Genomic DNA, 12,573 nt, shown 5'->3' with positions numbered 1-12,573 from the left:
CCCCGCCGGGCTCCCCCCCCCCCCGCCCCCGGCCGGCGGGCCCCCCCGCGGGGGGCCCCCGGCCGTCGGCGTTCGCCCGCGCGGCGCCGGAGGTCGGGGCCCGCGTCGTGTGGGGGCAACCCGGCCCGGCTAGCCTCGGCGCATGAGCCGACCGCCGTTCCTGACGCTGCCCGAGAACGCCACCGCGTACCCCCTGGAGACGGCCCGCGGCGCCTTCGCCGTGCTGGACGCCGTCCCGCCGGCCGGCACGCCGCGGCGCGGCACCGCCCTGCTGGTGCCCGGGTTCACGGGCAGCAAGGAGGACTTCGTCGCGCTGCTCGAACCGCTCGCGGCCGCCGGCTACCGCACGGTCGCCGTGGACGGCCGGGGCCAGCACGAGTCGCCGGGCCCGCGGGACGAGGCGGCGTACGCGCAAGGAGAGCTGGCCGCCGACGTCGTCGCGCAGACCGCCGCGCTGGGCACCGCTCCCGGCGAGCCGGTGCACCTGCTGGGGCACTCGATGGGCGGCCTGGTCGTCCGCGCCGCCGTCCTGGCCGGGCACGGCGACGGCGCCCCCCTGCCCTGGGCGTCGCTCACCCTCATGAGTTCCGGCCCGGCCGCCATCGAACCCGCCCAGCAGGCCCGTACGAAGCTGCTGCTCGAGGCGCTGTCCGCGATGGACATGGAGGGCGTGTGGCGCGCGATGCGCGAGCTGGACGCCGAGGACCTCGAAGGCACGGCGAACGCCGAGGGGGCGGTCGAGGAGTTCCTGCACCGCCGCTGGCTGGCGACGGCGCCCGAGCAGCTGACGGCCACCGGCCGGCAGCTGCTCGACGAGCCGGACCGGGTGGCGGAACTCGCGGCCGTGCCCCTGCCGAAGCTGGTGCTCTCCGGCGCGGTGGACTACGCCTGGCCCGTCCCGTGGCTGGACGCGATGGCCGTGCGCCTCGGCGCCCGCCGCGTGGTGATCGAGGGGGCCGAGCACTCCCCCAACGCCGAGCAGCCGGCCCGCACCGCCGGCGCGCTGATCGGCTTCTGGGGTTAGAGCCGCGCCTGCAGGTGCTCCCAGAAGCCGTCGCGCAGCACGCGCCGCAGGTCGGCGTGGCCGCGCAGCGAGATGTTGAGCATGCCCTCGGCCTCGACGAGCAGTTCCTGGTCGTAGGCGGGCGGCAGGTACGGGTGGCCGGGCAGCAGCTCGGCCAGGGAGTCGCGGCCGCGCGTCGCCAGCCACTGCGAGGCGACCCGGGCCCCGACGAAGTGCACGTCCTCACGGGTCGGGATGGGCCCGGTGGGGATCGGCGCGTCGCCGTAGACGGGGGCCGTGCGCCGGGTGATGTACGGCTTGCAGAAGTCGAGGTCGAGGGTGCGCAGGCTGTCGACCTCCCACAGCAGGGGGTCGGCCTGGTTGCGGCCGTCGGCGGCCTCGATGCCCCACAGGTGGACGCGGGCGCCGTAGCCCTGGGCGGCCTCGACCGCGGAGACCAGGTCCTCGTCGCCGCCGATCAGGACGGCGTCGCTGATGGCGCGGTGCCGGGCCAGTGACTCCAGGTCGCTGCGGATCAGCGAGTCGACGCCCTTCTGCTGGCGGCTGGCGTTGAGGTTGCCGAGCCGCACCTTGACGTCGGGGAGCTCGGCGATGCGTTCCTGCTCGGCGGTGTGGATGCGGCGGCGGGCGCCGTCGTACCAGTAGACGCGCAGCAGGCGGCTGTCGGCGAAGAGGGTGCGGGCCCGGTCGATGAAGGCCTCGATGATGCCCTCGGCGTCGAGTTCGAAGGCCCTCCGGTCCTCGGTGCCCGCGACGAGGCGACCGGCCGCGGCGTACACGTACCCGGCGTCGACGAACACGGCGTGGGTCGCCGGGGTCGTGGCGACCTCGGCGAGCACCCGCTGCAGGAGCTCGTTCGTGCGCTCGATGCCGGCGGCGATGGCGGAAAGGGCGTCGTCGTTCATAGAGATCACATTGTCCGGCGGTTCCGTCCGCACACACAACCGGAACCAGGACCGCTGGTACCGGTGGCTACCCACCGGTAGATGCGTGGGAAAAATTTTCTTTAGGACAGGGAAGGTTTTCGCGGGGGCAACTGTTGTTGATACATGAATGACCCAGGCAGGTAACGGCTGCGAAGCAGCCCCGTACTCCAATGGAGGAGTGCCCGGACGAAGGGAGAAGCCGTGAACACCATGCGCTTCGAGATCATGCGCCTCAACGACCAGGACGGTCGCGCCGTCGACTGCACGGTCGTGGACGCCGCCTCCGTCGACCAGATCGTCCAGCAGGCCGCCGCGATCGGCCAGCGCATCTACATCCGCCCGGCCCAGTAAGGCCCCGTCACCCCGGCGTGGCCGCACGGCCGGACGCCATGAACGCGAAGGGCCCCGTACACCACGGTACGGGGCCCTTGTCGCGTCCGGATTCCGCCGACGGTCCGTCAGCCCTCGCCGCGGATGAAGCCGAAGACCCCGTTGGCGATCTGCTGCACCGCGATCGCCGAGAGCAGCATGCCGGAGAGCCGGGTGACCAGCACCACACCGCCGTCCTTGATCAGACGGATGATCACCAGCGAGTAACGCATCGTCAGCCAGAGCACCACGTGCATCGCGACGATGGCGACCCACACCGACAGCTGCTGCCCGAACCCGTGCGCGCGCTGCACCGCGAGGATCACCGTCACGATCGCGCCCGGCCCGGCGAGCAGCGGCATGCCGAGCGGCACCAGCGCGACGTTGACGTCCTTGGTCTGGGTGGGCTCGTCCGCCTTGCCCGTGAGCAGGTCGAGGGCGATGAGCAGCAGGAGCAGACCGCCGGCGATCATCAGGGCCGGCACCGAGACGTGCAGGTAGTCCAGGATCTGCTGGCCGCAGATGCCGAAGACGGTGATGACGCCCAGCGCGACGGTGGCGGCCTGCCAGGCCATACGGCGCTGGACCTTGGCCGCGCGGCCGGAGGTGAGGGCGAGGAAGATCGGGGTGATCCCGGGCGGGTCCATGATCACGAAGAGCGTGACGAAGACCGACCCGAACAGGGTGAGGGAGAACAGATCCATGGGCCTTGCGAAGGGTTGCGGGGGTGGGTGGGGGTGGGTGGGGGATCAGGGACGGGTGAGGGGCGCCGCGCCGGTGGCCCGGCGGACGAGCTCCCGGTAGACCTCGGGGTCGGTGGTGTACTCACCGAGCCGGACGGTCTTGCGGGTGCCGTGGTAGTCGCTGGACCCGGTGGGGAGCAGCCCCAGCTCCGCGGCGAGGGCGCGCAGGTGGGCACGGGTCGGCTCGTCGTGGTCCATGTGGTCCACCTCGATGCCGTCGAGCCCGGCCGCGGCCAGGTCGTGGATGACGCCCTCGGGCACGCAGGTGCCGCGCTTGACGGCGGCGGGATGGGCGAAGACCGTCACCCCGCCCGCGTTCTTGACGAGCCGGATCGCCTCGAAGGGGTCGAGTTCGTGCTTCTCGACGTAGGCGCGCCCGCCCGGCCCTATCCACTCGGGCGTGAACGCCTCGGCGATGCTGTCCACCAGTCCCGCCTCGATCAGCGCCTGGGCGATGTGCGGCCGGCCCACGGCACCGTCGCCGGCGATCTCGGCGACGCGGTCCCAGGTCACCGGCACCCCGTGCTCGCGGAGCCGGGCGACCATGGCCTGTGCGCGGGGCACCCGGTCGTCGCGCACGAGCTCGCGCTCCCGGTGGAGCTCCGGTTCCTGCGGGTCGAAGAGGTAGGCGAGCATGTGCAGGCTCACCCCGTCGATGCGGCAGGAGAGTTCGGCGCCGGTGACCAGGACCGGCGCCGCGGCGCCCGCGGCGTGCAGTTCGGCCAGCGCCTTCTCGGCCTCGGCGTAGCCGCCGACCGTGTCGTGGTCGGTGAGGGCCACGACGTCCAGCCCGGCCGCGGCCGCGGCCCGGACCAGCTCTGCGGGGGTGTCCGTGCCGTCGGAGGCCGTGGAGTGGGTGTGCAGATCGATTCGCACGCAGGTCACTCCAGGCGCTCGGTGCTCGGACGGATTCAGGGGTTGTGATTACCAGGATAACTGCCCGGACAACCTGTGAATCTCAGGAGAGCAGGCGAGGGGAGAGCGCCCCGCACGGTACGAGATCGACTTCGGCGCCGGCCTCGCGCAGATCGGTCAGTATCAGCTCGTCGTACATGAGCAGGCCCGACTCCTCCGGCCACACGACCGCCCACAGCCAGAGCCCGAACGACTCGCCCGCGAAGACCGCGCGGTCCGGTGGCGTCCCGTTCACGTGCCACAGGCCGGTCGGCCTCCCGGCCGCGATCACCTTGGCGGCCGGTGGCTTGCCGATGCACATCGCCGGACCGGGGTCCGGCCCCGGGATCCCGGCGAACCTCGCCCCGAGCCCGACCCCGAGCTCCTCGGCCACCAGCACCATCTCGCCCTGCCCGCCGAGCGGCCCCGGCCCCGAGCACGCCACCGCCGTGGCCCGTCCGCCGCTGCGGTCGTCCCCCGCGGACGCGACGCCGGTGAACAGCCAGCCCACCGGCAGCGGCCAGGGCATCCACACCGGGACGTGCGACCGGCTCACGACCACGCCGAGGGCTTCCACACTCGGCGGCACGACAGGCTGCAACGGATACACGGCGCCGTGCTCGTCGCACTGCCAGGAGTCGGCGAAGAGCCCGGGCGCTCGGACCCGGCCACCGCACTTCGGGCAACTGGGTTCGCCCCTCATAACGCCCCACGGTCCTCCGGCGGCGTGCCCGCGTCAAGGACGATCACCCGTCCGGGTTCGACGCGTGGCGTCGCCGCACGGCACACCTCCCCCACCGGTCACGCCTGTCGCCCGGAGGCGGCCCCGCGGGGACCGCTGAGGGGGTGTCACCGACCGCCGGGGCTCAGTCCGTCAGCGGGACCGCCGCGCGCTGCGGGTCGCGCAGGTCGGTGCCCGCCTGCAGCCAGCGCTCCTGGAGCGCCCCGGCGCCGCGCACCCGCTTCCAGGCGGCCTCGTTCGCCGTCATCGGCAGGAGCGGGAAGAAGCGGACCGGGTCCATCGGGGCGTCGAGTTCCAGGTCCGCCACCAGGCCACCGGGCTCGGCGACCAGGACGGCCGAGAACGCCGCCCCGGGCCACAGCGGTTCGCTCACGTCCAGCGAGTTCCCCGGCGTGACGACGACGCCCTCGACCTGGGGGCTGGCGGCCAGTACGGCGAGCGGCCGCAGGACCTTGTCCGTGTCGGCGCCGCGCCCGCCGCGCAGGGTCAGCACGAGCTCCGCGCGCGGGCCGCGCACCGGGTCCGCGACGACGGTGACGGGGTCGTTCATCGGTGCGCGCGACATGCCCAGGGTGACGTACCGCAGCAGCTCACCCTCGCGGAAGCGCAGCACCTCGATCCGTTCGGTGCCCAGGAAGGTGACCGCGGCGCGGGCGTCCGGCTCACCGAAGGCCATGTGCAGCCGCGCCTCAACGAGCCCCAGTACGTCGACCATGAAGTGAGCATAGAGCGCGTATGGAACGTGCAAAGCCGCGGCTTCGCGCAGGAGGCGCCTGATAAGGTGGGCCGTCGGCTACGCCGGTAGAGGCGTGCCACTTTCCCCCAGCGGGGATCGGCCGGAGGAGGTGGGGCTGCAATGGATCCTAGTCGACCGTGCAGTACCGGCAGCTCTTCCGCCCGGCAACCCTCCTGATCCCCCGCGTTCCGTACCCGGTCACCCGGGCGTGAAACCAAAGAACCACGGAACCGACGGGGATTCTCGGATTTTCCACGAGCACGAGCACGAGCGCGTGACGGCGCCGCGTGTCCGCTCGAACGGCCTGCCCGGGTCCGCCCTGCCGCCTCCGGAAGAGCTCCCTGAACTGCGCAGTGATCAACGGTGATCACCCTGCCCTGATCCGCATTTCAGCCCGGCCAGTCCGTGAAGGAGCTTGCCATGTCGATGATCCGCGACCTGCGCGCAGTCGTCCGCCCCGCCCTGCGCAAGAGCAGCACGTCATACGACTACGGCCCGGACCGCTCCCGCACCTCGTCGGCCACGCCCAGCTCGGTCGTGGACTGCGCCGTCTACCGGGACGGCCGCCGCGGCAGCGACCACATCTCGCCGCGCGAGGCCCTGGACAAGGTGCGCGGCGGCAACGAGGGCTTCGTCTGGATCGGCCTGCACGAGCCGTCGGAGCGGGAGTTCGCGGAGATCGCCGAGGTGTTCGGACTGCACCCGCTGGCCGTGGAGGACGCCGTCCACGCCCACCAGCGGCCGAAGCTGGAGCGCTACGACGACACGCTCTTCATGGTCTTCAAGACCATCCGCTACGTCGAGCACGCCGAACTCACCGCCACCAGCGAGGTGGTGGAGAGCGGCGAGGTGATGGTCTTCACCGGCCGGCACTTCGTCATCACCGTCCGGCACGGCGGCCACGGCTCGCTGCGCGCCCTGCGGCACCGCCTGGAGGACGACCCCGAGCTGCTCGCCAAGGGCCCCTCCGCGGTGCTGCACGCCATCGCCGACCAGGTCGTGGACGACTACCTGGCGGTCAGCGAGGCCGTCCAGGACGACATCGACGAGGTGGAGATCGACGTCTTCTCCGCCCAGGGCAAGTCCCCGCGGGCCACCGACGCGGGTCGCATCTACCAGCTCAAGCGCGAGGTGCTGGAGTTCAAGCGGGCGGTGTCCCCGCTGCTGCGCCCGATGCAGATGCTCAGCGAGCGGCCGATGCGCGTGGTGGACCCCGAGATCCAGAAGTACTTCCGGGACGTCGCCGACCACGTCGCCCGCGTCCACGAGATGGTGGTCGGCTTCGACGACCTGCTCAACTCCATCCTGCAGGCCAACCTCGCCCAGGCGGCCGTCGCGCAGAACGAGGACATGCGCAAGATCACCTCATGGGCGGCGATCATCGCCGTCCCGACCATGATCTGCGGCGTGTACGGCATGAACTTCGAGCACATGCCGGAACTCCACTGGCGGTACGGCTACCCGATGGTGCTGGTCGCGATCGGCGGGATCTGCCTCGCCATCCACCGCATCCTGCGCCGCAACGGCTGGCTGTAGGCCCGCGCCGGCTACGCCTTCCTGCGGTCCGCCAGGATCACCAGGGCCAGCCCGGCGAGGATCACCGCGAGCGCCGGGTAGGCCACCACGGGCGGGGTCTGGCCCAGCCAGACTGCCGCCACCAGGGCGGCGCCCGGCGTCTCCAGCAGGATCGCCGTGGACGTGGTCGACGCCCCGAGCCCGCGCACCACGCGGTTGAGCAGGCTGTGGCCGAGCAGTTGCGCGGCCAAGGTCAGGGCGACGAGCTTCGCCCAGGTGCCGCCGTCGTAACCGCCGAGCGCCGAGCCCGAGGCCAGGCAGCCGGCCAGCAGGGCCACGGCCGTGGTGGAGTAGCAGACGTAGGTGTACGCGGTCGTGCTGACGGTCCGTCGCACCTCCGCGCCGAGCAGGACGTACCCCGCCGCCGCGATGCCGCCGCCCAGCGCCAGGGCGTCCCCGACCAGGGCGCGCGGTGACAGCGACAGGTCGACGCCGGTCAGCAGCACCACGCCGGCGACCGCCAGGGCGGAGCCCAGCCACACCATCCGCGGCGGCCGGTGGCCGCGCATGAACAGGATCAGGGTGGTCCACACCGGCGTCGTCGTGGCCAGCGCCGTCGAGGACGCGACCGAGGTCATGGTCAGGCTCGGCAGCCACAGCCCGAAGTGCAGCGCCAGCACCAGGCCGGACGCGATCGACAGCCAGAACGCACGGCGGCCCATCCCCCGCAGCTCCCGCCGGTGCCGCAGCCAGGCGAACGGGCTCAGCACGCCCACGGCCATGGCGTTCCGCCAGAAGGCGATGGCCAGCGCGGGCGCGGCGGTGGCGGCGATCAGCGGCGCGGACAGGGAGACACCGGCGATGGCGACGGCCAGGAGCGCGAAGTCCAGTGGCGGCTTCCCGTGCGGGGCTGCGCCGGAGTCGGTGTCCGCCTTCGGTACGGCGGGCGTGGTGCTGGCGGACGGCGCGGCGGACACGCGGTGTCTCCTCGGGGCACGGTGGGACGATGGCCTCCTTAGCGTAAGGCCCGTCCGGGCCTCGAGCTCCTGTCGTCTCACCATGTGTGCGGCACCACGGCGGCGGCCCGCGCGGCCCACGCCATAGGGTGGGCGCATGACGGACACCGTGACGCAGCCGCAGCTGGACCAGGCCCTGATCGAGGAGGCCGTGAAGAAGTCCGGTCTGCTCTGGGCCGACGGTCAGGCCCTGTGGCACGCCTGGGTCGACGGTGCCGTGGTGGTCGTCGGCGGCGGCCCCGGCGAGCAGCCGCTGCCCGGGCCCGGACTCACCGACGGCGGCACCGCCACGGTCACCGTCCGCAGCAAGGACAAGGGCGGCCGGCTGGTCGTCTTCCCGGTCCGGGTCACCGAGCTGCGCCCGGACGGCGAGGCGTGGACGGCCGCGGTGGAGGAGCTCAAGGGCAAGCGGCTGAACGCGCCGGACGCGGAGACGATGACCGTACGCTGGGCCCGCGAGTGCCGCGTGCTGCGCCTGGAGCCCACCGGCGACCCCCTGGAGCGCCCCGGCGCGATGACGGACGCCAGTGGCGCGGCGGCCCCGGTGCCGACGGCCGCGACCACCCGCCACCCGGTCCCGGCCGGTCTGCCGAAGCTGCTGCTGCGGCGCCGCAAGAGGGCCTGAGCCCCGGGCCTACTGCGTCACGGCCTTGCCGTAGTCGACGACGTCGTCCTCGTCCGGCGCGCGCAGCGTGAAGTCCTTGCCCCAGTCGGCCATGGTCAGCGTGCCGGCGCCGCCCGCGCGTTCGTAGCGCAGCGGGTACGGCTTGCCCTCCAGGGACACGTCGATCGTGCCGCCGTTGCCGCCGTCCGCGGTGACCGCGATGGTGCGGACGCCGCCGACCGAGCGGTGGTCCCCGACGGCAAGTTCGCCGTGCAGGACGAACAGGCCCTCCAGCAGCACCTCCTTGTCGGTGAAGCCGCTGAACTGGTCGTACGTGGGGTCCCCGGCGGGCACCTTGACGTACTTGTTCTTGAGCTTGGCGCCGACCTGGTCGCCGTAGAAGCCGGCGCCCGCCTTGAGGTACAGGTCGTCGCCCACCCGCAGCAGTTCGAAGGTGCTGCCCTCGGAGGTGACCTCGCCCAGGCCGCCGTTGCCGCGCAGCCGCATGTCGAGCGTGTAGGCACGCCCCTTGCTGACGACGGTGCCGGACAGCCGCACCGTGTCGGCCGCGTCGGCGGCGGTGCGGGCGCGCTTCTCGATGGTCCCGGCCGGCAGCTTGCCGACGCCGTTGGTCCCCGCGTCCGGATCACCCGCGCACCCCGTCGCTCCGGCGAACACCAGGACCGCGCCCAGAAGGCTCACGAGGACGGCTGACCTGCGGCCGGGGATCACGTGTTCTCTTCCTCCTGCAGTTGTACGCGCCCGTCACACGAGGGCAGCGGCGAAGCGGAGCCGAAGCTACCGCAGCGTACCGCTGGCCGGGTGAACCGCTGTGAACGCCGTGCGAAGCCCCCGTGGAGCATTACCGCGCGCCCGGGGGCGGGGGCGGCGTTAGCCTGGCGGCATGCCAGCGGGAACCTCCCGGGTCTTCGTCTCGCACCTGTCCGGGGTGCGGGTCTTCGATCCCAACGGCGACCAGGTCGGCCGGGTCCGGGACGTGGTCGTGATGCTGCGGGTCGGGGGCCGGCCGCCGCGTGTCCTGGGTCTGGTGGTGGAGGTCGTCAGCCGGCGCCGGATCTTCCTGCCGATCACGCGGGTGACGGGCGTGGAGTCCGGTCAGGTGATCACCACGGGTGTCGTCAACATGCAGCGCTTCGAACAGCGCCCGACCGAGACCCTGGTCCTCGGCGAGCTGCTTGACCAGCGGGTGACGCTGGTCGAGACCGGCGAGGACGTGACCGTGCTGGACGTGTCCATGGTGCGGCTCGCCGCGCGCCGCGACTGGGAGATCGACAAGGCCTTCGTGCGCCGCGGCAAGGGCGGCCCACTGCGGCGCAGCGGGGAGACGCTGACCGTGGTGTGGTCCGCGGTCACCGGCTTCTCGCTGGACGAGCACGCGCAGGGCGCGGAGGCGCTGCTCGCCACCTTCGACCAGCTGCGCGCCGCCGACCTGGCGAACGTCCTGCACCACCTGTCGCCCAAGCGCCGCGCCGAGGTCGCCGCGGCCCTCGACGACGACCGCCTCGCCGACGTCCTGGAGGAGCTGCCGGACGACGACCAGGTGGAGATCCTCGGCAAGCTCAAGCAGGAGCGGGCCGCCGACGTGCTGGAGGCGATGGACCCGGACGACGCCGCCGACCTGCTGGCCGAACTGCCGAAGGAGGAGCAGGAACGGCTGCTGGGACTGATGGAGCCGCACGAGGCGGCCGACATGCGCCGGCTGATGTCGTACGAGGAGCGCACCGCCGGCGGTCTGATGACCACGGAGCCGATCGTGCTGCGCCCCGACGCCACCGTCGCCGACGCCCTGGCGCGGGTCCGCAACCCGGACCTGTCCCCCGCGCTCGCCGCCCAGGTGTACGTCTGCCGGCCGCCGGACGAGACCCCGACCGGCAAGTACCTGGGCACGGTGCACTTCCAGCGGCTGCTGCGCGACCCCCCGTTCACCCTGGTCAGCGCGCTCCTCGACAGCGACCTGCAACCACTGTCGCCGGACACCCCGCTGCCGGCGGTCACCAGCTTCCTCGCCACGTACAACATGGTGTCCGTGCCGGTCGTCGACGACAGCGGATCGCTGCTGGGCGCCGTCACCGTCGACGACGTCCTGGACCACCTGCTGCCGGAGGACTGGCGCGAGACGGAGCTGCACGAGGCGGCGCAGTGAGCGACGAGCGCCCCCGCGTCCGCCTCGACCAGCCGCGGGTACCGCGGATCAGCTTCCTGCCCTCCTACGACCCGGAGGCGTTCGGGCGGCTCTCGGAGAAGATCGCCCGCTTCCTGGGGACCGGGCGGTTCATCGTCTGGATGACGGTGGTGATCATCGCGTGGGTGGCGTGGAACGCGCTGGCGCCCCGCCATCTGCGCTGGGACTCCTACCCCTTCATCTTCCTCACCCTGATGCTGTCGCTGCAGGCCTCCTACGCCGCCCCGCTGATCCTGCTGGCGCAGAACCGGCAGGACGACCGCGACCGGGTCAACCTGGAGCAGGACCGCAAGGCGAACGACCGCAGCATCGCCGACACCGAGTACCTGACCCGCGAGGTGGCCGCGCTGCGGCTGGGCCTGGGAGAGGTCGCCACACGCGACTGGATCCGCTCCGAACTGCAGGAGCTGCTGAAGGACATCGACCAGCGTCAGCGTGCCGAGGCGGAGTGACCGCCGGGGTCGTCCCGCCGCCGTGTGAACCCGCCCACCGGGGGTCCTGCGGGCACGGTGCGGGACGTACCATCGACGCATGGCTACCGAAGCGTACGGCTCCTCCCCCTCGCCCGACGCGGTGCGCGCCGCGCTCGCGACGGTGAACGACCCCGAGATCCACAAGCCGATCACCGACCTGGGCATGGTCAAGTCGGTCGACATCGCGGACGACGGCGCGGTGCGGGTCGGCGTGTACCTGACGGTGTCGGGCTGCCCGCTGCGGGACACCATCACCAACCTGGTGACCACCGCCGTGTCGAAGGTCGCCGGGGTGACCGCGGTGGCCGTCGAGCTGGACGTGATGAGCGACGAGCAGCGCCGCGAGCTGACCACCTCGCTGCGCGGCGGGCAGGCGGAGCGGGAGATCCCCTTCGCCCAGCCCGGCTCGCTGACCCGGGTGTACGCGGTCGCCTCCGGCAAGGGCGGCGTCGGCAAGTCCTCGGTGACGGTGAACCTGGCCGCCGCGATGGCCGCCGACGGCCTGAAGGTCGGTGTGGTCGACGCCGACATCTACGGCCACAGCGTGCCGCGGATGCTGGGCGCGGACGGCCGTCCGACCCAGGTCGAGAACATGATCATGCCGCCCTCGGCCAACGGCGTGAAGGTCATCTCCATCGGCATGTTCACCCCGGGCAACGCCCCGGTCGTGTGGCGCGGCCCGATGCTCCACCGGGCGCTGCAGCAGTTCCTGGCCGACGTGTACTGGGGCGACCTGGACGTGCTGCTGCTCGACCTGCCGCCCGGCACGGGCGACATCGCGATCTCCGTCGCGCAGCTGGTCCCGAACGCCGAGATCCTCGTGGTCACCACGCCCCAGCAGGCGGCGGCCGAGGTCGCCGAGCGCGCGGGCACCATCGCCGTGCAGACCCACCAGAAGATCGTCGGCGTCATCGAGAACATGTCCGGGCTGCCCTGTCCGCACTGCGGCGAGATGGTCGACGTCTTCGGCAGCGGCGGCGGCGAGCGGGTCGCCGAGGGCCTGACCCGCACCACCGGCGCGACCGTGCCGGTGCTCGGCCAGATCCCCATCGACGTGCGGCTGCGCGAGGGCGGCGACGACGGCCGCCCGGTCGTCCTGACCGACCCGCAGTCCCCGGCCGGCTCGGCGCTGCGGGCCATCGCGGGCAAGCTGGGCGGGCGTCAGCGCGGACTGGCCGGCATGTCGCTGGGCATCACGCCGCGCAACAAGTTCTGAACCGGCGGGCCGGCCGCGACCGGCCCCCGGAACGGCTCAGGGGCGCCTCCCGGGCCCGGGGGCGGCCCCCAGCCGGGGCGGCCGCCCACACGCCCCCGCCAACGGGTTGTGC

At 72.7% G+C, this 12,573-nt stretch carries 14 protein-coding genes; 7 read left to right on the top strand and 7 right to left on the bottom strand.

The genetic code is table 11. From position 1 onward, the window contains the following. Positions 1-142: 142 nt before the first annotated feature. Entirely contained in the window at positions 143-1,024 is an 882-nt protein-coding gene (locus tag ACFV3E_RS28325; RefSeq protein ID WP_500537227.1) for an alpha/beta fold hydrolase, read from the top strand. On the opposite strand, the gene ACFV3E_RS28320 is transcribed toward ACFV3E_RS28325, so the two are convergent. Then, the gene (locus ACFV3E_RS28320; protein WP_431960347.1) at positions 1,021-1,929 is read right to left on the bottom strand and encodes an NYN domain-containing protein; all 909 of its coding nucleotides are present in this window, start codon (positions 1,927-1,929) and stop codon (positions 1,021-1,023) included. The two genes, ACFV3E_RS28325 and ACFV3E_RS28320, sit on opposite strands and share 4 nt — an antisense overlap. A 231-nt stretch (positions 1,930-2,160) precedes the next feature. On the opposite strand from ACFV3E_RS28320, the gene ACFV3E_RS28315 reads away from it, so the two are divergent. After that, complete coding sequence (locus ACFV3E_RS28315) at positions 2,161-2,301, top strand: DUF8834 family protein (RefSeq protein ID WP_086020735.1); 141 nt, start codon at positions 2,161-2,163, stop codon at positions 2,299-2,301. A 107-nt stretch (positions 2,302-2,408) separates the two neighbouring features. On the opposite strand, the gene ACFV3E_RS28310 is transcribed toward ACFV3E_RS28315, so the two are convergent. From ACFV3E_RS28310 to ACFV3E_RS28295, 4 genes are all read right to left on the bottom strand, one after another. Then, positions 2,409-3,023, bottom strand: coding sequence for a MarC family protein (locus ACFV3E_RS28310; RefSeq protein WP_499513801.1), 615 nt, complete (start codon positions 3,021-3,023; stop codon positions 2,409-2,411). 45 nt (positions 3,024-3,068) lie between these two features. Beyond that, entirely contained in the window at positions 3,069-3,938 is an 870-nt protein-coding gene (locus tag ACFV3E_RS28305) for a PHP domain-containing protein (RefSeq protein WP_500537226.1), read from the bottom strand. An 82-nt stretch (positions 3,939-4,020) separates the two neighbouring features. Further along, the gene (locus ACFV3E_RS28300) at positions 4,021-4,659 is read right to left on the bottom strand and encodes a DUF6758 family protein (RefSeq protein WP_499513799.1); all 639 of its coding nucleotides are present in this window, start codon (positions 4,657-4,659) and stop codon (positions 4,021-4,023) included. Between the two features lie 163 nt (positions 4,660-4,822). Next, positions 4,823-5,413 carry a suppressor of fused domain protein gene (locus ACFV3E_RS28295; protein ID WP_500537225.1) on the bottom strand — a complete coding sequence of 197 codons (591 nt, stop codon included), beginning with the start codon at positions 5,411-5,413 and terminating at the stop codon, positions 4,823-4,825. A 441-nt stretch (positions 5,414-5,854) separates the two neighbouring features. Here ACFV3E_RS28295 and ACFV3E_RS28290 point away from each other — a divergent pair, with 441 nt between their 5' ends. Beyond that, positions 5,855-6,970, top strand: coding sequence for a magnesium and cobalt transport protein CorA (locus ACFV3E_RS28290; protein ID WP_500537224.1), 1,116 nt, complete (start codon positions 5,855-5,857; stop codon positions 6,968-6,970). 11 nt (positions 6,971-6,981) lie between these two features. On the opposite strand, the gene ACFV3E_RS28285 is transcribed toward ACFV3E_RS28290, so the two are convergent. Beyond that, entirely contained in the window at positions 6,982-7,926 is a 945-nt protein-coding gene (locus ACFV3E_RS28285) for a DMT family transporter (RefSeq protein ID WP_500537223.1), read from the bottom strand. Between the two features lie 136 nt (positions 7,927-8,062). Here ACFV3E_RS28285 and ACFV3E_RS28280 point away from each other — a divergent pair, with 136 nt between their 5' ends. Then, a complete protein-coding gene (locus tag ACFV3E_RS28280; RefSeq protein ID WP_500537222.1) occupies positions 8,063-8,590 on the top strand; it encodes a hypothetical protein in 528 nt (175 codons plus the stop codon). A gap of 9 nt (positions 8,591-8,599) precedes the next feature. On the opposite strand, the gene ACFV3E_RS28275 is transcribed toward ACFV3E_RS28280, so the two are convergent. After that, the gene (locus ACFV3E_RS28275; protein WP_500537221.1) at positions 8,600-9,301 is read right to left on the bottom strand and encodes a hypothetical protein; all 702 of its coding nucleotides are present in this window, start codon (positions 9,299-9,301) and stop codon (positions 8,600-8,602) included. Between the two features lie 172 nt (positions 9,302-9,473). Here ACFV3E_RS28275 and ACFV3E_RS28270 point away from each other — a divergent pair, with 172 nt between their 5' ends. The 3 genes from ACFV3E_RS28270 (at position 9,474) to ACFV3E_RS28260 (ending at position 12,461) form a co-directional block, all read left to right on the top strand. After that, entirely contained in the window at positions 9,474-10,733 is a 1,260-nt protein-coding gene (locus ACFV3E_RS28270) for a magnesium transporter MgtE N-terminal domain-containing protein (RefSeq protein WP_500537220.1), read from the top strand. After that, on the top strand, positions 10,697-11,224 hold the full coding sequence (locus ACFV3E_RS28265) for a DUF1003 domain-containing protein (RefSeq protein ID WP_499516935.1): 528 nt from the start codon (positions 10,697-10,699) through the stop codon (positions 11,222-11,224). Before ACFV3E_RS28270 ends, ACFV3E_RS28265 begins: the two co-directional genes overlap by 37 nt. Before the next feature lie 79 nt (positions 11,225-11,303). Continuing rightward, the gene (locus ACFV3E_RS28260; protein WP_500537219.1) at positions 11,304-12,461 is read left to right on the top strand and encodes an Mrp/NBP35 family ATP-binding protein; all 1,158 of its coding nucleotides are present in this window, start codon (positions 11,304-11,306) and stop codon (positions 12,459-12,461) included. Positions 12,462-12,573 lie beyond the last annotated feature (112 nt).

Origin of the sequence: Streptomyces sp. NPDC059718 (assembly GCF_042733315.1) — a bacterium.
Taxonomy (GTDB): domain Bacteria; phylum Actinomycetota; class Actinomycetes; order Streptomycetales; family Streptomycetaceae; genus Actinacidiphila.
Note: the sequence above shows the minus strand (reverse complement) of the source record. Positions and strands in the feature narration are given on the sequence as shown.

Coding starts and splice junctions, on each gene's coding strand:
- ACFV3E_RS28325 (WP_500537227.1), top strand. CDS start 143: ATGAGCCGACCGCCGTTCCTGACGCTGCCCGAGAACGCCACCGCGTAC.
- ACFV3E_RS28320 (WP_431960347.1), bottom strand. CDS start 1,929: ATGAACGACGACGCCCTTTCCGCCATCGCCGCCGGCATCGAGCGCACG.
- ACFV3E_RS28315 (WP_086020735.1), top strand. CDS start 2,161: ATGCGCTTCGAGATCATGCGCCTCAACGACCAGGACGGTCGCGCCGTC.
- ACFV3E_RS28310 (WP_499513801.1), bottom strand. CDS start 3,023: ATGGATCTGTTCTCCCTCACCCTGTTCGGGTCGGTCTTCGTCACGCTC.
- ACFV3E_RS28300 (WP_499513799.1), bottom strand. CDS start 4,659: ATGAGGGGCGAACCCAGTTGCCCGAAGTGCGGTGGCCGGGTCCGAGCG.
- ACFV3E_RS28295 (WP_500537225.1), bottom strand. CDS start 5,413: ATGGTCGACGTACTGGGGCTCGTTGAGGCGCGGCTGCACATGGCCTTC.
- ACFV3E_RS28290 (WP_500537224.1), top strand. CDS start 5,855: ATGTCGATGATCCGCGACCTGCGCGCAGTCGTCCGCCCCGCCCTGCGC.
- ACFV3E_RS28280 (WP_500537222.1), top strand. CDS start 8,063: ATGACGGACACCGTGACGCAGCCGCAGCTGGACCAGGCCCTGATCGAG.
- ACFV3E_RS28270 (WP_500537220.1), top strand. CDS start 9,474: ATGCCAGCGGGAACCTCCCGGGTCTTCGTCTCGCACCTGTCCGGGGTG.
- ACFV3E_RS28260 (WP_500537219.1), top strand. CDS start 11,304: ATGGCTACCGAAGCGTACGGCTCCTCCCCCTCGCCCGACGCGGTGCGC.